The sequence below is a fragment of the Novosphingobium sp. CECT 9465 genome (genome assembly GCF_920987055.1).
GTDB lineage: Bacteria > Pseudomonadota > Alphaproteobacteria > Sphingomonadales > Sphingomonadaceae > Novosphingobium.
The window spans coordinates 812,055-834,251 of the sequence record NZ_CAKLBX010000001.1; the positions used below are offsets into that span (position 1 = coordinate 812,055).

Genomic DNA, 22,197 nt, shown 5'->3' on the forward strand with positions numbered 1-22,197 from the left:
GGGTATGACCGACACGACACCAGCAGCCACCCCCGTAGCCACGATCGTCCTCGCCGCCGGAAAAGGCACCCGCATGAAGAGCGACCTGCACAAGGTCCTTCACCCCATTGCCGGGCGCCCCATGCTGATGCACCTGATGGACAGCGCCGAAGCCCTCGCGCCAGCCCGGCAGGTCGTCGTCGCAGGCCACGGCCGCGAACAGCTCGAAAAGGCGCTCGGCACCCGCGCCACCATCGCCGTGCAGGATCCGCAGCACGGCACCGCCCACGCCGTCCAGCAGGCCGAAGCCGCACTCGCAGGCTTCGATGGCGATGTGCTGATCCTCTATGGCGACGTGCCTTTCGTCCGCACCGCTACCATGCAGTCCATGCTGGATCGCCTCCACGAAGCTGACAGCCCCGCCGCCGTCGTCCTCGCCTTCGCGCCCGAAAACCCTCTGCAATATGGCCGGGTGATCGCAGAAGGCGACCGTATCGTGAAGATGGTCGAACACAAGGACGCCACCACCGAAGAACGCGCCTGCAACGTCTGCAATTCAGGCCTGATGGCCGTGCGCAGCGAAGACCTGTTCGGCCTGCTCGCCCGCGTCGGCAACGATAACGCCCAAGGCGAATACTACTTGCCCGACGTGGTCAACATCGCCATCGCCGATGGCCGCACCTGTGCGGTCGTGGTGACGGACGATGCCGACGAAGTGGCCGGGATCAATTCCCGCGCCGAACTGGCCGAAGCCGAAGGCCGGTGGCAACAACGCCGCCGGGCGCAGGCCATGGCAGACGGCGCCAGCCTGATCGCCCCCGAAACCGTGTGGTTCGCCTGGGACACGCAGATCGGGCGTGACGTCACCATCGAACCCAACGTCGTCTTCGGCCCCGGCGTGACCGTGGCGGACAACGTCGTGATCCACGCGTTCAGCCACCTTGAGGGCGCGACGCTGGCAGAGGGCGTCCAGATCGGCCCCTACGCCCGCCTGCGGCCCGGCGCAGTGCTGGAGGAAAAGGCCAAGGTCGGCAACTTCGTCGAGATCAAGAACGCCGTCCTGCACAAGGGCGCCAAGGCCAACCACCTCAGCTACCTCGGCGACGCAGACGTCGGCGCCGGCGCCAACATCGGCGCAGGCACGATCACCTGCAACTACGACGGCTACTTCAAGCACAAGACCATAATCGGCGAACGCGCCTTCATCGGCTCGAACTCGGCGCTGATCGCTCCGATAAAGATCGGCGCGGACGCGATTGTGGCGGCAGGCAGCGCGGTGTCACGCGATGTGGGCGACGGCGAATTGCGGATGGTGAGGGCGGAACAACTGGTCAAGCCGGGCTGGGCTGACCGGTTTCACGACGCGATGAAGAAGAAGAAGGGGTGAGGGCTTTGTGCGACCCAACAATTACGCTGTTTAGGGTTTGCAAGCGTCTTCGACGGGTTTCAGTTTGATTCTCAGAAAGTATTTTCTAAAATTGATTGCACAAATTATTGATTCTAAATTTGTGAATAGGATAAATTATGCGGGCAAATTTTCTGATCTTCGCATTCGCGATAGCATCAATTACGCCTGCTTTCGCAGCCGAAAAAGGTGGTACATCTGAAGCTCAAAAATTTGCGTCAGCTCGCACATTTTCATTGCCAAACTTGCCTGCGGATAAGCTTAAGTCCGAATTGTTCCGAAAGGTCAATGGAAATGTAGTAATGGCCGACATTGTGGATCTAAATCTAGATTTTGTGAAGGATCATGGAAAACCTTCGTTTATGCCTCCGCAGATGGCTCCACAGACCTCTACTATAATTCTGAAGTTTCCAGACGGCTGGTGGACCATGAATATGGTCAGGTCCGATGGCAACGGTTCGTTCTTGTGTAGAGTCAGTGTGAGTTTGTTTGAGCCAAAGCCGGACGAAAAGGATTTTTCAAAATATGTATTTTGGTGTCAAGCTGCCCTCACATTGTCAGTGCTCGATCCCGCTATATTGGACGGTGGATTAGCGGGCGAATAATGCCAACCTGAAATTACGGTGACACGTGAGTAAATCCCCAAATTCGTCTCGCAACATACGGAGCCGAATCATGAGCGAAGTTTACAACAGCGTTATGGATGGCCTGAATGAAGCGCTGGCTTTCGCGCGTGGCGATAAGACCCGCGCCGTTGTCCATCAGGTCGAAGTGCCCGCCGTTGATGTCGCTGCGATCCGGGCCAGCACCGGTCTGTCGCAGGGCGCGTTTGCGCGTAGTATCGGCGTTGCCAAGGGCACGCTGCTCAACTGGGAACATGGTCGCCGCCGCCCGACCGGCCCCGCGCAAGTGCTGCTGGCGATGATCGCGAAGAAGCCCTCGCTGGTGAGCGAACTCCTGCGCTGAAATTCCCGTCGCCCCGGACTTGATTGGCGGTTATCCCCTTCGAGGCAGCAAATACCCAACTTCGTCTTGCTGAACTTGTTTCAGCATCCATTTATCCCTACGGACCGCCGTGCGACTGGAGAGATGGGCCCTGAAACGAGTTCAGGGTGACGATGTGGTATGAGCAGCATGCAAAAGGGGCCGCCACCGACTTGGCTCGGACCGACGGGTGAGCGAAGGTCGCGCGGGGCAGCGCATCCGCCGCCCCGCGCGCCCAACCTTAATCCGTCAAATCAGCAGGCACCTTGCCACCGTTCTCGGCCAACTTGCGCATCGTTGCCTTGTGCAGCCAGATGTTCATTTCCGCCGAACCGTCGAGCGCGCCGGTGTAGCCGAGTTCCTGCGCGAGTTCCTTGCGGTTTGCGAGGCTGGAATCGATGTCGAGCAGCTTCATCAGGTCGACAATTGAGGTGCGCCAGTTGAGCGACTGGCCTTGCGCCATCTCGGTGAGATTGGCTTCGACATCGACTGGTGCGGCTGGCGCTGGCGCGGGTGCTGCCGGGGCAGGGGCACTTGGCGCCGGGGCGGCATTGGCGGCGGGCGCAGGCGCCGGCTTCGGCGTCTGGCCGGTCTGCGTGGGCCGCGTACCCTTCCATGAAATGGCGTCCATGATCTTGCTGAAAATGCTCATCTTGCGCTCCTGCGTGGGGTTACAGCACAGGCAACCGGCAGTGACGGCATTGTGTTCCGGGTTCGCTGCAAATGCATCGCAAACCCACCCCCAGCCCTTCCCGCAAGCGGGAGGGGAGAAGTTCAAACAACGCCCCTCCCGCAAGCGGGAGGGGAGAAGTTCAAACAACGCGCCTCCTGCATGCGCGAGGGGAGCGAGACTTGCGGCTCTGCAAGAGGCGTTAGTCGCAGCGGGGTGGGCATCCGCGCCTTTTGCCTGGCCGAAGCAGAATCCCACAAGCCATTTTCCTACAGGCCCGCGAACACGGCAGCGTTCGCAGCATGATCCCGTCGCCCATCCACCCCGCGTTCCTGCGCCTTATCCCATAAGCGGGCAGGATGGGGCCAAAGCGCCAGCCAGACCGCCCCAGACCTTCCCTCTGGACTGTGTAAGCTACCTCCGCCCGGACCGGATCAATCCGCGAATCCCCGCTGGACAAACCGCCCGGCGCTGGCGAATGGAAAGACAATCCCAACTTCTTCGTGCGATAGAGTGCGAAACGGCTTCTTCAGGATCAAGCGACAGCCATGTGCGGAATTATCGGAATTGTCGGCAAGGAACAGGTGGCGGACCGGCTGGTCGATGGCCTGCGCCGCATGGAATATCGCGGCTATGACAGCGCGGGGGTCTGCCTTGTCGAAGGCGGGCAGCTCATCCGTCGCCGTGCCGAGGGCAAGCTGAACAATCTGGTGATCGAACTCGCGCGCAATCCGGCGCAAGGGCTGATCGGCATCGCGCACACCCGCTGGGCCACCCACGGCGCGCCGACCACCAGCAACGCCCACCCCCACGCGACCGAACATGTCGCGCTGGTCCACAACGGCATCATCGAAAACTTCAAGCCGCTGCGCGATGCCTTGATAGGGCGGGGCCGCACGTTCGAGAGCGAGACCGACACCGAAGTCGTCGCGCACCTCGTCTCCGAACAGGTCGAGGCGGGCCTTTCCCCGCAGGACGCGGTCAAGGCCGTGCTGCCGCAGCTGCGCGGCGCCTTCGCGCTCGCCATCGCGTTTCGCGCGCATGACGACATGCTGATCGGCGCGCGCCTCGGCTCGCCGCTGGTGGTGGGCTATGGTGAGGGGGAGACCTATCTCGGCTCCGACGCGCTTGCGCTCGCGCCGCTGACCCAGCGCATCACTTATCTTGAAGAAGGCGATTGGGTCGTCATCACCCGCGAAGGCGCGCAGATCTTCGATGTGGACGATAATGCGGTGACCCGCCCCATCGTCGCTTCTGGTGCAACCGCCGCCGCCATCGAGAAGGGCAATTATCGCCACTTCATGCAGAAGGAAATCTTCGAGCAGCCGGTGGTCGTCGCGCAAACCCTGCGCTCGTATCTGCGCCGGGTGGAGCAGACCGTGGCGCTGCCGCAGATCGATTTCGATCTCGCCAGTATCAACCGCGTCACCATCGTCGCGTGCGGCACCAGCTTCTACGCCGCGATGGTCGCCAAATACTGGTTCGAACAGTTCGCGCGTCTGCCGGTGGACATCGATGTGGCGTCCGAATTCCGCTACCGCGATCCGGTGCTGGAACCCGGCGGCCTGTCGCTGTTCATTTCGCAGAGCGGCGAGACGGCGGACACGCTGGCCGCGCTGCGCCACTGCAAGGCGGCGGGGCAGACCATCGCGGTCGTCGTCAATGTGCCCACCAGCACCATGGCGCGCGAGGCGGACCTGCTCCTGCCCACCCATGCCGGCCCGGAAATCGGCGTGGCTTCGACCAAGGCGTTCACCTGCCAGCTTGCGGTTCTGGCGGCTCTGGCAGCGCATCTCGCGGTCAAGCGCGGGCGGATGAACCGCGCCGAAGAGGCCGAGATCGTTGAACATCTGGTCGAAGTGCCCGCCGCGCTCAATGCCGCTCTGGCCCATGACGATGAGATCGCGGGCATGGCCCACCTGATCGCACCAGCGCGCGACGTGCTCTATCTTGGGCGCGGGGCGGACTATCCGCTGGCGCTGGAAGGCGCGCTGAAGCTCAAGGAAATCAGCTACATTCACGCCGAGGGTTATGCTTCGGGGGAAATGAAGCACGGGCCGATCGCGCTGATCGACGAACTGGTGCCGGTGATCGTGCTGGCCCCGTCAGGCCCGCTGTTCGAAAAGACCGTGAGCAACATGCAGGAAGTCCGCGCGCGCGGGGGCAAGGTCGTGCTGATTTCCGACGCGGAAGGCATTGCTGAAGCCGGGGAGGGGTGCCTCGCCACCATCGAAATGCCCAAGGTTCACCCGCTGATCGCGCCGCTGGTCTATGCCGTGCCGGTGCAATTGCTTGCCTATCACGTTGCCGTGGCCAAGGGCACCGATGTTGACCAACCGCGCAATCTGGCGAAGTCGGTTACGGTGGAATAACGCTACACTTCCCCCCTCCCCGGCGGGGAGGGGCTGGGGGTGGGGGCTCCACAGACGTTGAACACCCCCACCCGGCCTCCCCCTCAAGGCGGAGGAGAAGGCTACGCGCGCAGCCTGCGCACCGCTTCATCCTGCGCAATCAGGGGAAGCAGCGCTGCCATTTCCGGGCCGTGGTCCTGACCGGTCAGTGCCTGACGCAGCGGCAGGAACAGCGTCTTGCCCTTGCGCCCGGTGCTGTCCTTGAGCGAAGTGGTCAGCGCGCGCCAGGGATCGGCGCTCCAGTCGAGCGAGACTGCGACGTTCGCCGCCTCTGCCAGAAACGCCCGCGTTTCGTCGTCGAACGCAGGCGGAGCAATCGGTCCGGTCACCACCTGCCACCAGCCCGCAGCCTCATCGATATGGGCAAGGTTGGGGCGGATCGCCTCCCAGGCCGCTTCGCTCATGCCATCGGGCAGGAGGTGTGCGACGCGGGCATAGGGCAGGCGATGCACGATCTGGGCGTTGACGCGGTGCAGGTCCGCCTCGTCAAAGCGCGCCGGTGCGCGGCCGAAGCGCGAAAGATCGAAGCTGGCGGCCAGCGCATCGGCATCGAGCGTCGCGTCCACCGGATCGGACGTACCGAGCCGCGCCAGCAGCGCAACGATGGCTTCCGGCTCGATGCCTTGCTGGCGGAAATCGGCCATACCCAGTGCGCCAAGGCGCTTGGACAGCTTGCCCTCGCTGCCGGTCAGCAGGGCTTCGTGGGCAAAGCGCGGCGGCTGCGCGCCCAGCGCGGTAAACATCTGGATCTGTGTGGCGGTGTTCGAAACGTGATCCTCGCCGCGCAAAACGTCAGTCACGCCCATCGCGATATCGTCAATCGCGGACGGCAGCATATAGAGCCACGATCCATCGGCGCGGCGCACGACAGGGTCCGACATCTGGCGCGGATCGAAGCTCTGGGGACCGCGGATGCCATCTTCCCAGGTGATCGGCTGGTCATGGTCGAGAAGGAAGCGCCAGTGCGGCTTCTCGCCCGCCGCCGCTTTCGCCGCATGCTCGTCCTCGGTCAGCTTCAGGCCGGAACGGTCATAGATCGGCGGAAGCCCGCGCCCCAGCAGCACCTTGCGCTTGAGGTCGAGTTCCTGCGACGTTTCGTAACAGCGATAGAGCCGCCCGGCCTCGACCAGACGCTCGAACTCGGCCTGGTATATCGCGAAGCGCGCTGACTGCCGTTCTTCGCCATCGGGCACCAGCCCCAGCCAGATCAGATCGGCGCGGATCGCCTCGACATATTCCTCGCGGCTACGCTCGGCATCGGTATCGTCGATGCGCAGCAGGAACTTGCCGTTGGTCTTCTTTGCCAGCAGCCAGTTATGCAGCGCGGTGCGGACATTGCCGACGTGCAGCTTTCCGGTGGGTGAGGGGGCGAAGCGGGTTACCGTGATCATGGTTCACGCCCCTATCGCGGAGCGGCGTCAAGGGGAAGGGAGCAGTGCGACCGCGTGGACGGTGGATTCGTAGAGAGCGGCGTGGCGTTCGGGGCGCACGAAACCGTCGACTGCCAATGCAAAACCGGTGCGGTCCGCCGCCAGCGCCGTGCGGACGAGCGCGGATAGCGTCACCTCGTCGGGCGTCATCGCCAGGCAGCAGGGGCGGTTGACCATGAACGGTTCGGGCCAGACCTGCTTGATCGTGGCAACAAGGCCATGGACCGCGCAGGCGGCTTCGATGCTGCGATAACGTCGGGCAAGGTCGGGCACGGGATCGCGGTCGGCCTGATCGAACAGCGCGCACAGGCGCATCGCCATGACCATGTGCAGCGCGGTCAGCGTCAATCCGCGCACGTCGTGCGGCCGGGCGAGCCTTTCGACCGTGCTGGAGAACCGGGTGGTGTATTCGCCTGCTGGCATCGGAAATCCTCTCTTGCGAACGATTCGCAAACTAGGGCGCTTAGCTCTTCCCGTCAATGCGAATCGTTCGCAATAATTCAGCCCGTGCGAAAGCCATGCGTGAGCGGGTAACGGCGATCACGCCCATAATTGCGCGCACCAAGCTTTACGCCGGGAGGGGCCTGCCGTCGCTTGTATTCCGCCACATGAAGCAGGCGCTCCACGCGCACCACGGTTGCACGGTCGAACCCTTCGGCAACGACCTGATCGACGCTCTTTTCGTTCTCAACCAGCCCGGTAAGGATGCCATCGAGCACGTCATAAGGCGGCAGCGAATCCGAATCCTTCTGGTCGGGACGAAGTTCGGCGCTGGGCGGCTTGGTGATGATCCGTTCGGGCATGACCGGACCATCGGGACCAAGCCCGATCTTCGGACGCTTTTCGTTGCGCCACTTCGAAACCGCGAAGACGGTGGTCTTGTAGGCGTCTTTCAGCGGATTGTAGCCGCCGTTCATGTCGCCATAAATGGTGGCATAGCCCACGCTCATCTCGCTCTTGTTGCCGGTCGTCACCAACATCGGGCCGAATTTGTTGGAAAGCGCCATCAGCGTGACACCGCGAATGCGCGACTGGATGTTCTCTTCTGTAAGATCGGGCTGCTTGTCGGCAAATACCGGGGCCAGCATGTCGGCAAAGCCAAGCACCGCCGGATTGATCGGCACGGTATCGAGTTTTACGCCGAGCATGCTTGCACACCCTGCGGCATCGTCGAGGCTTTCCTGACTGGTGTAAATGCTGGGCATCATCACGCACCACACGCGGTCTGCGCCCAGTGCATCCACCGCAATGGCGGCGCAGATCGCGGAATCGATCCCGCCTGACAAGCCGAGAACGACGCCGGGGAAGCGGTTCTTGTTCACATAATCGCGCAGGGCCATGACCATTGCGCAATAGATGTCCTCTGGATGTTCGGCGAGGTCATGGACTTCTCCCGCCTCGCACCGCCAGCGGTGGCCCGACCCGAATTCAGTACGCGTCCAGACGGTTGTCGCAATGGCTTCCTCCCAATCGGGCATCTGTACCCACAGCGCGCCTTCGGGACCGACGACGAAACTGGCGCCATCGAACACGATCTCGTCCTGCCCGCCCACGCGGTTGAGATAGACCAGCGGAATGCCGGTATCGATGGCGCGGCGCTTTGCCACGCCATCGATGCGCAGCACGTCCTTGTCTATTTCATAGGGACTGCCGTTGACGCAGATAAAGATTTCCGCGCCAAGTTCGGCAAGGTGGCGGCAGACATCGGGTTGCCAGATGTCCTCGCAGATCGGCAGGCCCAGCATGGCGCCCTTGAACAGCACCGGTTCGGGCAGGGGACCGGGCATGAAATAGCGCTTTTCATCGAACGTGCCGTAATTGGGCAGTTCATACTTGAAGCGCGTGGCGGCGATGCGCCCGCCTTCCAGCAGCGCCACGCCGTTATGTAGTGCGCCGTCGCGCACGAACACCGAGCCGACCAGCATGGCCGGGCCGCCATCCGCGGTGACTTCGGCCAGTTTCTGCAATTCTGCCGCGGCGCGCTGGATCAACGCGGGTTTCATGATCAGGTCTTCGGGCGGATAGCCGATCAACTGCAATTCGGGATAGACGATCAGGTCGCTGTCACGCGACCTTTCTCGCACGGCCAGCATCGCGGCGGCGTTGGCGGCAAGATCGCCAACCGATTGGTTGAGCTGGGCGAGGGTGATGCGAAGTGTGTCGGCCATGATGGATCACTAGGCGGCAAACCGCATGGCCTGCAAGAGTTGCAAACCTGTCATCTTGGGCTAAGGGCCGCTTGGGGATCGAATTCGAGGGAATCGCACGCATGAAGATCATGGCCGGCAACTCCAATCTGCCGCTCGCTCGCGCCATTTCGGCTTATCTCGAAATGCCGCTGACTGACGCCAGCGTGCGCCGCTTTGCCGATGAGGAAGTTTTCGTCGAAATCCATGAGAATGTGCGTGGCGAAGACGTGTTCGTGGTGCAATCGACCAGCTATCCGGCGAACGACAATCTCCTTGAACTGCTGATCTGCATCGATGCGCTGCGCCGCGCATCGGCCAAGCGCATTACCGCCGTGGTCCCCTACTTCGGCTATGCCCGCCAGGACCGCAAACCCGGTCCGCGCACACCGATTTCTGCCAAGCTGGTGTCCAACCTCATTACCACGGCGGGCGCCGATCGCGTGCTTGCCGTCGATCTCCATGCCGGACAGATCCAGGGTTTCTTCGATATCCCGACCGACAACCTGTTCGCCGCGCCGGTCATGGCAGCAGATATCCAGACGCGTTATGGCGCGCAGGAACTGATGGTCGTTTCGCCAGACGTTGGCGGCGTGGTGCGCGCCCGCGCGCTGGCAAAGCGGCTCAACAATGCGCCGCTGGCCATCGTCGACAAGCGCCGTGACCGCCCCGGCCAGTCCGAAGTGATGAACATCATCGGCGATGTGAAGGGCCGCATGTGCATCCTGATCGACGATATCATCGATTCGGGCGGTACGCTGTGCAACGCGGCGCAGGCGCTGCTTGATGCCGGCGCGGCGGGTGTATCGGCCTATATCACGCACGGCGTCCTTTCCGGCGGCGCGGTTGCCCGCGTAGCGAGTTCGGCGCTGAAGGAACTGGTAATCACTGACACGATCATGCCGACCGAAGCGACGGCAACCTGCGATCGCATCCGTGTGCTGACCATCGCTCCGCTGATCGGTGAGGCGGTGCGTCGCATCGCTGATGAAAGCTCGGTCTCCAGCCTGTTCGATTGATCCTGCGAATGGGTCATTGCGAAGCCGAAGGCTGAAGCAATCCAGAGCCTTTGTGTTCGACACTCTGGATTGCCGCGTCGGCTTCGCCTCCTCGCAATGACGATTCATAATTTGCGTACGCGGGCCTAGTCGGCGGCGGAAGGCTTTGCCGCCAGCCGCAACCGTTCCAGCCACGCGCGGGCCTGCTTCGGTTCGCCCACGGCATGCGCGCCAGGCTTGCCGCGCGCGGCCATGAATTCGTCGTGAAGCGTGAACGGCTCCATGAACAGCGTTTCGCGCGCCACGGCGATTTCGTCCGCGATGTCCTGAAGATTGGCGATAACCGGCGCAGTGGCAGCGCGCATGATCTTGTCGGCAGTGTGATCGAACAGGCCCCACTTGCCCGCAGCAGTTGTGTGCAGCGCCTCGATCAGGGCTTCCAGATAGTCCGCTTCCATTTCGGCGCGGCGCTTGTCGAGACGTTCGAGACGATCTGCTTTTGCCATTGTCCGGCGATAGGCAGCACAAGCGGCTTACGCAACCAGCGCCGTCATTCCCAAGGCTTTATACCGCCGGGCGCAATCCGCTGGATCGCTTCGAGGCGGCGACTCTGCCGGGTTTCGAGGCCGATGGTGATCAGCGGCTGAGGCCGTTCGACAAACTGGCGTGGACTCATCCCGAACATCGCGGTGAATTCGCGGATCAGGTGGCTCTGATCGTAATAGCGCAAGGCCAGCGCGTCGGCCTCGTCCTGATCGGCGACACCACGCAAATGACTGGCCATGTCAAGCGCGCGGGCGCGGCGCAGCACTTGCTTGGGCGTCATGCCGAAGTCCCGCTTCACGATACGCTCAAGGCGACGCTGCTCCACGCCCAGATCGTTTGCCAACTGGGCGACGGAGACGGTCGGGTCCGAAAAGGTGGCAGCTTCGAAACGGGCGGATATCTGGTCCGGTTCACGGACGGCACGGTCCGCGATCAGGCTGCGCATCTCGTTTTCCATTGCCAGAGTCCATTCCTCCGGCGTGGCATCGGGATCGCACAGGGTCAGCCAGCGCGATTCGGGCATATGCAGTTGGGTGAATGTGGCAAGGTTGTCGGTCAGTCCCGATATTTCCGGGCCATTGAGGGCGTGGCATGCACCGGGACGCAGGAAAACGCCAACGCTGGCAAAGCTTCCGGTCACGCTGATCGGCATGCGCCGGGAATGCGGGCCAAACAGCATGGCGGCCTGTTCGGACGTTTTGACGCCTTCGGCAGTGGTGGCCTGCCATTTGCCGCGCAATTGCACTCTGATCGAGGCAAAGTCGCTAAGCAGGCCGCAATCAAGCCGATGCCCCGCCGGCATGTCTACCACCGTAACGTAAAAGCGGCCCACCCAGCGTTCGAGATCTGGCGCAGGGGCGCGGCTGAACGAGATCGGCTGGCCATCGCGGGTAGCCCCGTTGGCCGAGACGACCGCGCTGTCGATCGCGGGTTTGCTGCTGCGACTCACTTCTGCGCCCCTTAAACAACCGTTGCCGCGGCCTAGCCCCCGCCGGTCCATATATCTGTGCGGTTTCTCACGCCCTAACCCATGTTACAGCCAAGGTGTATCGCAAAGGGATTCGTCGGCTTGATCAATTCCCTTTTGCAGGCGAAGAGGCAACGCATGAAGCTTGAACATGACATCGCTCTTGCCATGCGCCTTGCCGATGCGGCGGCGGCGGCAATCCGTCCGCATTTCCGCACCGTGATTGCAGAGCGCAAGGGCGACGATACCCCGGTGACCCTGGCCGACCGGGCCGCAGAAGAAGCAATGCGCCGCATCCTGACTGCGGAGGTCCCGCGCGATACGATCATTGGCGAGGAGTTCGGCTCTACGGCTGGCACTTCAGGGCGCAGCTGGGTGCTCGATCCGATCGATGGCACTGCCGGGTTCCTGGCAGGACGGCCGATCTTCGGTACGCTCATCGCGCTGGTGATCGAAGGCTTCCCGGTGCTGGGGGTGATGGACCAGCCCATAACCGGAGAGCGCTGGGTCGGCGCCACCGGCATGGCGACAACACTGAATGGCAAGCCGGTGCGGACGCGGGTGTGTCGCGAGTTGAACGAGGCGACTCTGGCGACCACCGGACCGCATTATTTCGATGATCATGATGGCGCGCATTTCATGGGGCTTGCTGCCAAGACCGATCACAAGCGCATGGTCATGGGTGGCGATTGCTACAACTATGCAATGCTGGCAACCGGCCAGATCGACCTGGTGTGCGAGGCGGGCCTGAAGCTGCACGACTGGGCAGCGCTGGTGCCCATCGTCGAAGGCGCCGGCGGCACCATGGCGGACTGGAATGGCGAGCCGCTGCATGCAGGGTCGGACGGCCACATTATCGCACTGGGTGATCCTGCGCGGCTCGATGATGTGGTCGAGGCGCTGGCCTGCCATCACTGACCGCCCCTTGCGCATCGGCGGCCCCATGTTCACTGGTGCCGATGCGCGGGCGCTGGTTTTTCTTCTACGGCACCCTGATGCACGATCATGCAAATGCGCTGACCCGCGCGATCCTGCCCTTGTTTGCAGGTGGCGGGCGACGGGCGTTCGTACGCGGGCGGTTGCGTGGTGTGCAGACGCCACAGGGCTGGTATCCCGTGCTTTGTACCGGCGATGGCCGGGTGTCGGGCAGACTTTATCGCGCAGGACACGGCTTTCAGCCCAGGCACTTGCGCGCGCTGGATGTTTACGAGGGATTTGACGGGCGTCGTCCCTCACGGTCCGAATATGTGCGGCGGGCGATCCGCATCAGGGTTGCGGGCGGCGGCATCGTGAATGCGCAGGTGTATTGTTACAATCGCGCCGTCCATCCGGGCTTGCCGATCATTCCGGGCGGCGATTTCACGGCTTTTGCAAGGCGCCGCCGCCTGCGCGTGTTTGCTGCCGATCAGCGGGTATTCACACCGGTCAAAGTCCGGCCTTCAGCATCCAGTCGTGAAACAGGCGAACGGGGCGTGATTGCAGTGCGCGGGGCCGGCATACGAACCAGTAGGAGTAGGGGCTGTCGACATCGATGTCATAGAGCCGGGCGAGGCGGGGATCATGGCTACGGAGATAATGATCGTCATGCATGATCGCGATGCCCAGCCCTTGTGCGGCGGCTTCCAGGATCAACTGGCCGGAATCGAAATGATCGATGGCGGCCGGTTCCAGCTTTTCGAGATGGAGGACCTTCTTCCACGCTTCGAAGCTCATCGGCAGATCGTTGTGGACAAGGAAGGTCTGCTTCGAAAGCCGGGCAACGTCGGGCCGCGGACCAAGTTCCTCGGCCAGGGCGACCGATGTGATTGCGTGGACGCGGTTGTGATCGAGCCGTACCGAATGCAGCGAGGCATCAGGCCCTTCGGACAGGACGATAGCTGCATCGATCGTGTCGCCCAGCTTGGTTTCGGCGGCGTGGCCTGAATCGATGTCAATGTGCAGTTGAGGGTGCAATTTGCGCAATTCACCAAGGCGCGGGAACAGACGCTGGCTGCCGAACAGCGGAAGTACGCCCAGCCGCAGGCGCATGACCTTGCCCGTATCGATCAGGCGGTCCACCCGGTCGGCCATTTCGTCAATCAGGGGCGCAACCGCATCATAAAGCTGCTGGCCTTCCTCGGTCAGTTTCAGGGCCTGATGTTTGCGTTCGAACAGCGCCTTTCCGACGAATTCTTCAAGCGCACCCAGCCTGCGTGACAGCGCCGAGGGGCTGAGCGCGAGTTCTGCCGCCGCAGTCTTTGCCGAACCGGCGCGCACGACACGGATGAACGCCTCAAGCGAACGCAGTGGTGGCAGGCGGCGGATCATCGCTTCGTCCTATTCATCATCAACCGTTTCCGCCTGCGGAGCATGCAGCCGAAGGCGGGTAAGGCGGCGTTCGTCGCCTCCTGTCACTTCCAGCCGCCATCCGCTGGCGTGTTCGAGCACACGGCCGACAGGCGGCACTTCACCGGCCAGCACTACCGCCAGGCCGCCTAGCGTATCCACGTCTTCCTCGACTTCCGCAAGCCGGGGATCGACCATTTCGGCCACGTCGTCCAGTTCGGCACGGGCATCTGCATCCCACGTGTCAGGATCGATGCGGCAGATCATCTCCTGCGGCGCGTCATCGTGTTCGTCCTCGATTTCGCCGATGATCTCCTCGACCAGATCCTCGATGGTGATGATGCCGTCGGTCCCTGAATATTCGTCGATCACCACGGCCAGATGCGTACGGCGGCTACGCATGTCCGCCAATACGTCAAGCGCCCCGCGCGCCTGCGGCACGAACAGCGGCTGGCGCATCAGGCTGGTCCAGTCCTTGGGCGGAGCCTTGCCCGAAAGATGCATGCCCGCCACGATCACAAACACGTCCTTGACGTGGATCATGCCGATGATCTCGTCGAGGGATTCACCGAATACCGGCATGCGGCTGTGGCCGTGTTCGGCAAAAGCGCCAACAATCTCGTCGAACGTGGCAGACGCAGGCACGGCCACGATCTCGCCGCGCGGAATGGCTACGTCGTCGGCGTCATGCTCGCTGAAATGCAGGAGATTGCGGAGCATCTGGCGTTCGAGCGGCACAAGGTCGCCCTTTCCCGCACCGCCCGCGCGCGGCTCGCCCTCGTGCTCGTCGATGGCCTCTTCGATCTGCGCGCGGAGCGACTGGTCATGGTCGGGACCGCGAAAGAACGCCTTGATTGCGCGCCATAGCGGGCGGCTGCTACTGTCTGCGTCTCCAGACCGGCTTTCGCCGGCGGAGTCATTGCCCTCGGGCACTACCTGGAACTCCCTGCTGTCAGTCTTCGACCGCATATGGGTCTGCGATGCCCATCAGCGCAAGCGACTTCCGCTCCAGATTTTCCATTTCCTCGGCCTGGGCTTCACCCAGTTCGTGATCGTGGCCCGCCAGATGCAAAAGGCCGTGAACGATGAGGTGCGTGGCGTGGACCTCCACCGACACTCCCTTTTCCGCAGCTTCGCGGACGCAGACGCCATGGGCGAGGATCATGTCGCCCAACATGCCGGGCGCGCCTTCACTGGCCCCGGCCCTGAGCACTTCCTCGCGGCTGAGCATCGGGAACGACAGGACGTTGGTTGGCTTGTCCTTGGCCCGCCATTGCTTGTTCAGCGCGTGCACTTCCTCGTCATCGGCCATGACAAGGCTGACCAACAGGTTTTCATGGGCGAGCTCCGGGGCCACTTTCGCGGTGGCCTCGGCAGCCCGGTTGGCGAGCGCTTCCCAGTCGGTCGCATCGCCCCAGATGGGATCGATATCGATTTCCAGCGTCGGTGCGCTCACGCGTCCTTGCCCTCATATGCCTCGACGATCCGCCCCACGATGGGGTGGCGCACGACGTCGGCGATGTTGAAGCGCACGGTGGCAATGCCGTCCACGCCTTCCAGACGGTGCACCGCATCGTTCAATCCGCTGGCCCCGACGCCGCCGGGGATATCGACCTGTTTGGGATCGCCGCACACCACCATGCGGCTGTTCTGGCCGAAGCGGGTAAGGAACATCTTCATCTGCGCAGGGGTGGTGTTCTGCGCTTCATCGAGGATCACGAAGGCATCGGCCAGTGTGCGTCCGCGCATGAAGGCGATGGGCGCAATCTCGATTTCGCCACTGGCGATGCGGCGTTCGACCTGTTCGGGCGGCATGCAATCGTAAAGCGCATCGTAAAGCGGGCGAAGATAGGGATCGACCTTTTCCTTCATGTCACCCGGAAGGAAACCGAGCCGCTCGCCCGCTTCCACCGCCGGACGCGACAGGATCAGGCGCTGGACAGAACCAGAGATCAGTTGCGCCACGGCCTGCGCCACGGCGACATACGTCTTGCCGGTGCCTGCCGGACCGAGTGCGAAGATCACGTCATTGGAAATGAGCGCCTTCATATATTCGATCTGGGTGGGGCTGCGCGGGACGATGGTTTTCTTGCGCGTGCGGATCATGATCGGCGGTGTCCCGCCGGGCATGCCGCTGATGATGCCTTCCAGCGTCGGTTCGACCGACATCGCGATCAGCGATTCGACCGCACCTGCATCAAGATCCTGCCCGGTCAGCAGTCGCTGGTGCATGCCCTTGAGAACATCGCGCGCGCGCGCGACAGAATCATCCGGGCCTTCGATCATGACGCGGTTGCCGCGCGCCGAAATGTAAACCCCCAACCTGTTCTCGATCAGCACGAGATTGGTATCGAACTGGCCGAACAGTGCGCCAAGCACGGTCTGTTCATCGAATTCGACTTCGATCCGGGCGCGTCGGTGTTGATCCGGCTTGTGCAAGTCCGACCGAGGGTAGTCCGGGCGATGATGCGCCTCATCATGGGCGCGGGGGAATTTACGGGCCATGCTCTCCTTTCAGGTAAGGGGCCTGGCCATGAGAATAGGGGGGGAAGTTGCAGGCGCAAGGCAGTGCGCGGCGAAATTACCCCGTAAAGCGTTTATTCCACAGGAGTCTGCAAGACACGCCCTGAAAGCGAGTTCGGCCCAGCTTCGATCAATTCCACATCGACCAGATCGCCGATCGCGAAATCGCCGATGAAATGCACCGATTGCAGCCACGGCGATTTGCCGAGCCACTGGCCGGGCAGCTTGCCCCGACGTTCGACCAGCACGGTGCAACGCCGCCCGATACTGGCCTGGTTGAAGGCAAGCGAACTGCGCTGGAGCGCGGCTTGCAAGCGCTGCAACCGTTCGTCCATTTCGACGGCGGGGACATGATCGGCCATTGTGGCCGCCGGTGTGCCGGGTCGCGGGGAATACTTGAAGCTGAACGCCTGCGCATAGCCGACCGCTTCAACGAGTTTCACCGTTTCATTGAATTCGGACGGAGTTTCACCGGGGAAGCCGACGATGAAATCCCCGGAAATCGCGATGTCAGGCCGCACCGCCCGGATACGGTCAAGAAGCGACAGGTAACTGCTGACCGTGTGGCTGCGGTTCATCGCTGCCAGCACGCGGTCGCTGCCCGCCTGTACGGGCAGATGGAGGAAGGGCATCAACTTGTCGATCTCGCCGTGCGCGGCGATCAGGCCCTCGGTCATGTCGTTAGGATGGCTGGTGGTGTAGCGAATGCGGCTGAGATCAGGATCGGCGGCAAGCGCGCGGATCAGGCCATCAAGGCCGATCGTGCGACCCTTGTCGTCCTCGGACGTCCAGGCATTCACGTTCTGGCCAAGCAGCGTGATTTCCCGTGCGCCGCCCGCGACGAGAAGCCTAGCCTCCTCGACCAGGTCGTTGAACGGGCGCGATATTTCCGCGCCGCGCGTGTAAGGTACGACGCAATAGGTGCAGAACTTGTCGCAGCCTTCCTGGACTGTAAGGAAGGCGGACGGGCCGGATTTCCGACGCTTGGGCAGGGCGGCGAACTTGGCCTGTGCGGGCATATCGGTTTCGGTCGCACGGCCACCGGCGGCGGCGCGCGCCACCATATCGGGCAAATGGTGATAGGATTGCGGGCCGACCACGACCTTGACACTGGGGGCGCGGGCCATGATTTCCTCGCCTTCGGCCTGGGCGACGCATCCGGCAACGGCGATCAACGGGGCAGTGCCATCTTCGCGGCGCAAGCGCCCAATGTCGGAATAGACCTTTTCGGTCGCCCTTTCGCGGATATGGCAGGTGTTCAGCACGACGAGGTCCGCATCCTCGCCCCCGCTGACCGCGGTCATGCCCTGCGCGCCGAGCAGTTCGGCCATGCGTTCACCGTCATAGACGTTCATCTGGCAGCCGAAGCTCTTGACGCTGAATGTCTTCGGGAAGCTTTTGGGGGCAGAGGATGCAGGCATGGCCGCGCCGATACGGGATTCGGGGGCGTTTGGCTACCGTTTGCGGGCAAGCGCGGCAAGGATGCGTTCGCGCGCGGCGATCGCCATCGTCTTGCGATTGACGGTTTCGCTCTCGTCCAGGGCCGCAAGGAAGTGAACTGTCACCTGCTGGCGGCGGCGGCGCGCAAGGATCTTGAGGAAGTTGTCCAGCCCCGGCTCTTCGCCGATCCATGCCATGGCGGCCACATCGGGACCATAATCGAGCCAGACCGGCTGGATGGCGATGCCGGGCGGTGGCGGATCGAGCGCAGACAGCAGCGAGGACTTGAACGGCAGCAGGCCGTTACCATCGCTGGTTGTGCCTTCGGGAAATACGGTCAGCGCACCGGTATCGGTCAGCGCTGCACGAACCAGTTCGACCTGGGTGTGCACAGAGCGGCGTTCATGGCGCGCCACGAACACGGTGTCGTTCATATCGCACAGCCATTTGAGCAGTCCGTGATCGGCAAGGCCTGAATGCGCGACGAAGGCGCTGCCGCTGGCCCCTGCGATAACCGGAATGTCGAGCCAGCTTACATGATTCGACAAAAGGAAAGCGCCCTTGCGGGAAGGCGCACCCTCGATCCGCACTTTCGCTCCGGCGATAGTCGCAATCCCGCCAAGGAACAGGCGCGGCCAAGGGTTATGCAGCCGCAGGACCGGCCACACGTAGTAAAAGGGAATGCAAACGATCAGCCACAGCAGCATCGCGGACAGACGCAGGCCGATGCGCAACCTTGCGGCCAGCGAAAACCCGATTCCGCTGGCGGCGTCAGCCGTCCCGTTCAAGCTTGACGCCGTAAAGTTCCATCCGGTGATCGACCAGGCGATAGCCCAGCTTTTCCGAGATCTGGCGCTGAAGCTGTTCGAGTTCGGGATCGACGAATTCGATGACCTTGCCCGTTTCGACATCGATCAGGTGATCGTGATGGGCCTCAGGCGATGCTTCATACCGCGCGCGACCATCGCCAAAATCGTGGCGATCGAGAATGCCGGCTTCTTCGAACAGCCGCACTGTCCGGTAAACCGTGGCGATCGAAATTCGGGGATCGATGGACGCGGCCCGTTCGTGCAGCTTTTCTACATCGGGATGATCGTCGCTGTCCGACAGGACACGCGCAATGGTGCGACGCTGATCGGTGATGCGCAGTCCACGCTCTGCGCAGAGAGCTTCGATGTCGATGGCCTGGTGCACTGGGAATCCGTCAAAAAAACAGCCGAAAAGAAATCGGCCCGCCGAACTATAGAGCGGCGGGCCGAATCTTCAACAGTGCGCAATGCAATTGCGCCGTCTATATTTTTCGCAGGTCACGCAGCGGCAGGCTTGCGTCCACGCTTTGGTGCAGGCTTGCGGCCCAGGCCGATCTTCTTGGCAAGTTCACGGCGCTTTTCAGCATAAGCCGGAGCGACCATCGGATAATCGGCCGGGAGATTCCAGCGTGTGCGATACTGGTCCGGCGTCATGTTGTAGCGCGTGGAAAGGTGGCGCTTGAGCATCTTGAGCTTCTTGCCATCTTCCAGACAGACGATGTGATCGTTCTTGACCGAAGAGCGGATCGACACGGCCGGCTCAGGCATCGGCTCTTCAGCAGCAACAGGCTGATCAAGGCCAGCAAGCGCCGTATAGACGTTGCTGATCAGGACGGGCAGGTCGCTGACGGCGACGCTGTTGTTGCTGACATGTGCAGCCACGATGTCCGACGTGAGCGTGATCAGGGTTTCACGCATGTCGATTTGAACTTCACTCATTGCGAACCAACCTTCTGTGTTTGCTCGTATCGAGCCTTTGGTTATTTCAAGATATAAAAGGTGATGTGGATCACCTTTTATAGTCGAGTCGATCAAGGATACAACCATAGGATTCAACTTTTTTTAATGCGGTTTTGCACTTAGCAAAATCTCGTCAAGTATCTGTTCAATCATCAAAGACCAGTTCCTGGCTGATGGCATCGATGCGACTGCCTGCTGCGGTGCGGTAATAAGCTGGACGAACACCGATTTCCCGAAAACCATGCGCCGCATAGAGATAACTGGCCGGATTATCGCGTCGCATCTCAAGGAAAATCCGCGCCATTCCATTGGCGCGCGCCTGATTGATGAAGCGCTGCAATAGTTGCCGGCCAAGTCCTTGGCGGCGGTATTGCGGTGCGATTGCGAACAGAAGCAATTCTTCTTCGTCAAGAATACTGCGGCCCATGAAGAAGCCAGCCGTATCGGTATTCGGGTCAAGTACATCCGAACCATCAGGTCCGATCAACCCGTAGCGGCAATTGCCGACCGTCAAGGCGTCGCCAACCTGCCTGCGGTTCCAGGCTTCGCCAAATTCAGGGGGAAAAGCGCGCTCCATGACAGACATGATCCGATCAATGTCGTCAGGCGGTGCGATCATCGGCGTGTGGGTCTGCGGTCAGGCCGCTGCCGGCAGTCGCGCATCCGGCGCGCGGCCATAGCTCGGCCTTGGATCGGCATGGAATGCGGTCACTGGCAGCAGTGCCACGCGCCGTGCATCCGGCCGCAGATCGAGTGCCAGAGTGTCCGATCGCGCTTGGGCAATGGCCATTGCCTGGCTGCCCGCGACAATCGGAGCGGTCGAACGTGAGATCGCCTCGGCCGGCGGGAGCGAGGCCAGGGCTGCGCCTGGCAGGCCGTCGGGGCCGAACGGCTGGAAGAACCATTCGCCGTGGCCGCCCGTCATGCACACGTCGACAGGGCTGCGGGGGTGTTCGGCCTGCGCCATGGCGGCGACCAGCCACAGGCTCTCGAAGCCCTCAAGCCGCGCGCCCCATGCCATCGCCAGCGCTCTGGCCGCGGCAAGGCCTACGCGAATGCCGGTGAAACTGCCGGGGCCAACATCGACCGCAATGATGTCCGCGCGGCCTTTGCCGGGCAGACTGGCGATCATCGGAACAAGCCGTTCGGCATGGCCGCGGCCGAGGGTCAGGCATTCTCCGGCGACGAGTCGGCCATCCTCGATCAGGGCGATCGAGCAACTTTCCGTTGCGCTGTCGATCACCAGAGTCCGCATCGCGTCAGGCAGCGCGCACTTCGCTGACTTCGGGGACGTAGTGCTTGAGCAGGCTTTCGATGCCGTTCTTCAGCGTTGCGCTGGATGACGGGCAACCTGAACACGCCCCCTGCATCTGCAGGTAGACCACGCCTTCGCGGAAGCCGCGATAGATGATGTCTCCGCCATCGTTGGCAACCGCCGGGCGGACGCGGGTCTCGATCAGGTCCTTGATCTGTTCGATCACTTCTGCATCTGCCGGATCGTCGCTGAAATCATCGGATTCAGCGGGCACCGCGATGCCAGCGGCACTGCCGGGGGTGAACAGCGGTGCCTGTGCCACGAAATGATCGAGCAGCAGCGAAAGCACCTGCGGCTTGAGGCTGGCCCATTCGACGCCGGGAGCAGCCGTCACCGAAACAAAATCGCGCCCGAAGAATACGCCGGTCACATCGCCCAGATCGAACAGGGCCTGCGCCAGCGGCGATGCCTCTGCCGCTTCGGGCGAAGTGAATTCGCGCGTACCAGTGGCCATCACCAGTTCTCCGGGCAGGAACTTGAGCGTGGCGGGGTTGGGCGTGGTTTCGGTCTCTATGAACATGATTCGCATGTACGCCTGCCACAAGCGGGGTCAAGTGGACGAAATGAGTCGTATTTGCGTTTCGCGCCGGGTTTTTCGATTTATCCGCAAGGCGGCGCATGGCGCAGATCAACACCAGCGCCTATGCGGGAGCCATGACGACCTTCGCCAAGGCTCTGAGCCGCATCGCCCCTGTCCTGTTCATCGCAATTGCATCGACTGCTGTGGCCGCCGCGCCGCCCAAGCCGCCGGTCCCTTCGATGCAGGCAATTCCGCTACCGCTGAACCCGGTGGTGAGCGCGAGCCAGCGTCTGTGCACGATAAAGACCGCCAGCGGGCTGGGGGCGATGACACTGAAGCCTGCCGAGGGGGCAAGACCCGCCAAGGCGGATTTCGCGCTGGTCAATTACATCGGTTATCTTGCCGCTGACGGGACCGTCTTCGATCAGGCGATGCAGGCCGCTTTCCCGGTCGAAGGAGTCATTCCCGGCTTTTCCGAAGGTTTGCAGATGATGGCCAAGGGCAGCACCTGGCGCTTCTGCGTCCCGGCGGTACTGGGTTATGGTGCTGAAGTATCCGGCCCGATTCCAGCCAATTCCGACCTCGTATTCCAGGTCGAACTGGTCGATTTCAAGACTTCTGCCGAAGTCGAGGCGATGCGTGCCGAACAAGGTGCGCAACAAGGCTCGATGGAAAGCCCGCAATAACAGGTCTATTCACTGGTCCTTAATCCCAAGGCTACCTATAGTC

Annotated in this window: 24 protein-coding genes and 1 pseudogene; 8 read left to right on the forward strand and 17 right to left on the reverse strand. The window is 62.3% G+C overall.

Annotated elements, in window-relative coordinates; genetic code table 11:
* Positions 1 to 4 precede the first annotated feature (4 nt).
* From glmU to LUA85_RS03960, 3 genes are all read left to right on the forward strand, one after another.
* The gene (gene glmU / locus LUA85_RS03950; protein WP_231467085.1) at positions 5 to 1,366 is read left to right on the forward strand and encodes a bifunctional UDP-N-acetylglucosamine diphosphorylase/glucosamine-1-phosphate N-acetyltransferase GlmU; all 1,362 of its coding nucleotides are present in this window, start codon (positions 5 to 7) and stop codon (positions 1,364 to 1,366) included.
* Between the two features lie 137 nt (positions 1,367 to 1,503).
* Entirely contained in the window at positions 1,504 to 1,989 is a 486-nt protein-coding gene (locus LUA85_RS03955) for a hypothetical protein (RefSeq protein ID WP_231467087.1), read from the forward strand.
* A gap of 70 nt (positions 1,990 to 2,059) precedes the next feature.
* Entirely contained in the window at positions 2,060 to 2,350 is a 291-nt protein-coding gene (locus tag LUA85_RS03960; protein WP_231467088.1) for a DNA-binding transcriptional regulator, read from the forward strand.
* A gap of 259 nt (positions 2,351 to 2,609) precedes the next feature.
* Here the strand turns inward: LUA85_RS03960 and LUA85_RS03965 are convergent, their stop codons facing one another.
* On the reverse strand, positions 2,610 to 3,020 hold the full coding sequence (locus LUA85_RS03965; RefSeq protein ID WP_231467089.1) for a DUF3597 domain-containing protein: 411 nt from the start codon (positions 3,018 to 3,020) through the stop codon (positions 2,610 to 2,612).
* 566 nt (positions 3,021 to 3,586) lie between these two features.
* On the opposite strand from LUA85_RS03965, the gene glmS reads away from it, so the two are divergent.
* Positions 3,587 to 5,410 carry a glutamine--fructose-6-phosphate transaminase (isomerizing) gene (glmS, locus tag LUA85_RS03970; protein ID WP_231467091.1) on the forward strand — a complete coding sequence of 608 codons (1,824 nt, stop codon included), beginning with the start codon at positions 3,587 to 3,589 and terminating at the stop codon, positions 5,408 to 5,410.
* Positions 5,411 to 5,511: 101 nt separating this feature from the next.
* Here the strand turns inward: glmS and gltX are convergent, their stop codons facing one another.
* The 3 genes from gltX to LUA85_RS03985 all read right to left on the reverse strand — a co-directional run bounded on the left by gltX (position 5,512) and on the right by LUA85_RS03985 (position 9,047).
* On the reverse strand, positions 5,512 to 6,840 hold the full coding sequence (gene gltX, locus LUA85_RS03975) for a glutamate--tRNA ligase (protein WP_231467093.1): 1,329 nt from the start codon (positions 6,838 to 6,840) through the stop codon (positions 5,512 to 5,514).
* Positions 6,841 to 6,867: 27 nt separating this feature from the next.
* Positions 6,868 to 7,302, reverse strand: coding sequence for a hypothetical protein (locus tag LUA85_RS03980; protein ID WP_231467095.1), 435 nt, complete (start codon positions 7,300 to 7,302; stop codon positions 6,868 to 6,870).
* A gap of 77 nt (positions 7,303 to 7,379) precedes the next feature.
* Entirely contained in the window at positions 7,380 to 9,047 is a 1,668-nt protein-coding gene (locus tag LUA85_RS03985) for an NAD+ synthase (RefSeq protein WP_231467097.1), read from the reverse strand.
* A 101-nt stretch (positions 9,048 to 9,148) separates the two neighbouring features.
* Between LUA85_RS03985 and LUA85_RS03990 the strand changes: the two genes are divergently transcribed.
* Positions 9,149 to 10,084 (forward strand): ribose-phosphate pyrophosphokinase, encoded by a 936-nt coding sequence (locus LUA85_RS03990; protein ID WP_231467099.1) that lies wholly within the window; start codon positions 9,149 to 9,151, stop codon positions 10,082 to 10,084.
* 125 nt (positions 10,085 to 10,209) lie between these two features.
* On the opposite strand, the gene LUA85_RS03995 is transcribed toward LUA85_RS03990, so the two are convergent.
* Together LUA85_RS03995 and LUA85_RS04000 are read right to left on the reverse strand one after the other, a co-directional pair.
* Positions 10,210 to 10,569 (reverse strand): hypothetical protein, encoded by a 360-nt coding sequence (locus LUA85_RS03995; RefSeq protein ID WP_231467102.1) that lies wholly within the window; start codon positions 10,567 to 10,569, stop codon positions 10,210 to 10,212.
* A 44-nt stretch (positions 10,570 to 10,613) separates the two neighbouring features.
* On the reverse strand, positions 10,614 to 11,558 hold the full coding sequence (locus tag LUA85_RS04000) for a helix-turn-helix domain-containing protein (protein WP_231467104.1): 945 nt from the start codon (positions 11,556 to 11,558) through the stop codon (positions 10,614 to 10,616).
* Between the two features lie 156 nt (positions 11,559 to 11,714).
* Between LUA85_RS04000 and LUA85_RS04005 the strand changes: the two genes are divergently transcribed.
* Both LUA85_RS04005 and LUA85_RS21670 read left to right on the forward strand, forming a co-directional pair.
* Complete coding sequence (locus LUA85_RS04005; RefSeq protein WP_231467106.1) at positions 11,715 to 12,494, forward strand: inositol monophosphatase family protein; 780 nt, start codon at positions 11,715 to 11,717, stop codon at positions 12,492 to 12,494.
* Between the two features lie 41 nt (positions 12,495 to 12,535).
* Positions 12,536 to 12,928, forward strand: a pseudogene (locus LUA85_RS21670) (gamma-glutamylcyclotransferase family protein); the annotation flags it as partial.
* A 73-nt stretch (positions 12,929 to 13,001) separates the two neighbouring features.
* Here the strand turns inward: LUA85_RS21670 and LUA85_RS04010 are convergent.
* From LUA85_RS04010 to LUA85_RS04060, 11 genes are all read right to left on the reverse strand, one after another.
* Positions 13,002 to 13,883, reverse strand: coding sequence for a LysR substrate-binding domain-containing protein (locus LUA85_RS04010; RefSeq protein WP_231467108.1), 882 nt, complete (start codon positions 13,881 to 13,883; stop codon positions 13,002 to 13,004).
* Between the two features lie 9 nt (positions 13,884 to 13,892).
* The gene (locus tag LUA85_RS04015; RefSeq protein WP_231467110.1) at positions 13,893 to 14,834 is read right to left on the reverse strand and encodes a transporter associated domain-containing protein; all 942 of its coding nucleotides are present in this window, start codon (positions 14,832 to 14,834) and stop codon (positions 13,893 to 13,895) included.
* A 19-nt stretch (positions 14,835 to 14,853) separates the two neighbouring features.
* Complete coding sequence (gene ybeY / locus LUA85_RS04020; protein ID WP_231467112.1) at positions 14,854 to 15,357, reverse strand: rRNA maturation RNase YbeY; 504 nt, start codon at positions 15,355 to 15,357, stop codon at positions 14,854 to 14,856.
* Entirely contained in the window at positions 15,354 to 16,406 is a 1,053-nt protein-coding gene (locus LUA85_RS04025) for a PhoH family protein (protein ID WP_231467114.1), read from the reverse strand. The genes ybeY and LUA85_RS04025 overlap by 4 nt, the downstream gene beginning before the upstream one ends.
* Positions 16,407 to 16,498: 92 nt before the next feature.
* Positions 16,499 to 17,845: a tRNA (N6-isopentenyl adenosine(37)-C2)-methylthiotransferase MiaB gene (gene miaB / locus LUA85_RS04030; RefSeq protein WP_231467116.1), complete on the reverse strand. Its 1,347-nt coding sequence runs from the start codon at positions 17,843 to 17,845 to the stop codon at positions 16,499 to 16,501.
* Positions 17,846 to 17,878: 33 nt separating this feature from the next.
* On the reverse strand, positions 17,879 to 18,652 hold the full coding sequence (locus LUA85_RS04035) for a 1-acyl-sn-glycerol-3-phosphate acyltransferase (RefSeq protein WP_231467118.1): 774 nt from the start codon (positions 18,650 to 18,652) through the stop codon (positions 17,879 to 17,881).
* Complete coding sequence (locus LUA85_RS04040) at positions 18,636 to 19,058, reverse strand: Fur family transcriptional regulator (RefSeq protein ID WP_231467120.1); 423 nt, start codon at positions 19,056 to 19,058, stop codon at positions 18,636 to 18,638. Before LUA85_RS04040 ends, LUA85_RS04035 begins: the two co-directional genes overlap by 17 nt.
* A 113-nt stretch (positions 19,059 to 19,171) precedes the next feature.
* Entirely contained in the window at positions 19,172 to 19,612 is a 441-nt protein-coding gene (locus LUA85_RS04045; RefSeq protein WP_231467122.1) for a MucR family transcriptional regulator, read from the reverse strand.
* Positions 19,613 to 19,778: 166 nt separating this feature from the next.
* Entirely contained in the window at positions 19,779 to 20,252 is a 474-nt protein-coding gene (locus LUA85_RS04050) for a GNAT family N-acetyltransferase (protein WP_231467124.1), read from the reverse strand.
* 18 nt (positions 20,253 to 20,270) lie between these two features.
* Positions 20,271 to 20,888: a tRNA (adenosine(37)-N6)-threonylcarbamoyltransferase complex dimerization subunit type 1 TsaB gene (tsaB, locus tag LUA85_RS04055; RefSeq protein WP_231467126.1), complete on the reverse strand. Its 618-nt coding sequence runs from the start codon at positions 20,886 to 20,888 to the stop codon at positions 20,271 to 20,273.
* Positions 20,889 to 20,892: 4 nt separating this feature from the next.
* Complete coding sequence (locus tag LUA85_RS04060; RefSeq protein WP_231471761.1) at positions 20,893 to 21,468, reverse strand: NifU family protein; 576 nt, start codon at positions 21,466 to 21,468, stop codon at positions 20,893 to 20,895.
* Between the two features lie 98 nt (positions 21,469 to 21,566).
* Between LUA85_RS04060 and LUA85_RS04065 the strand changes: the two genes are divergently transcribed.
* Positions 21,567 to 22,154: an FKBP-type peptidyl-prolyl cis-trans isomerase gene (locus tag LUA85_RS04065; protein ID WP_231467128.1), complete on the forward strand. Its 588-nt coding sequence runs from the start codon at positions 21,567 to 21,569 to the stop codon at positions 22,152 to 22,154.
* Positions 22,155 to 22,197: the final 43 nt, after the last annotated feature.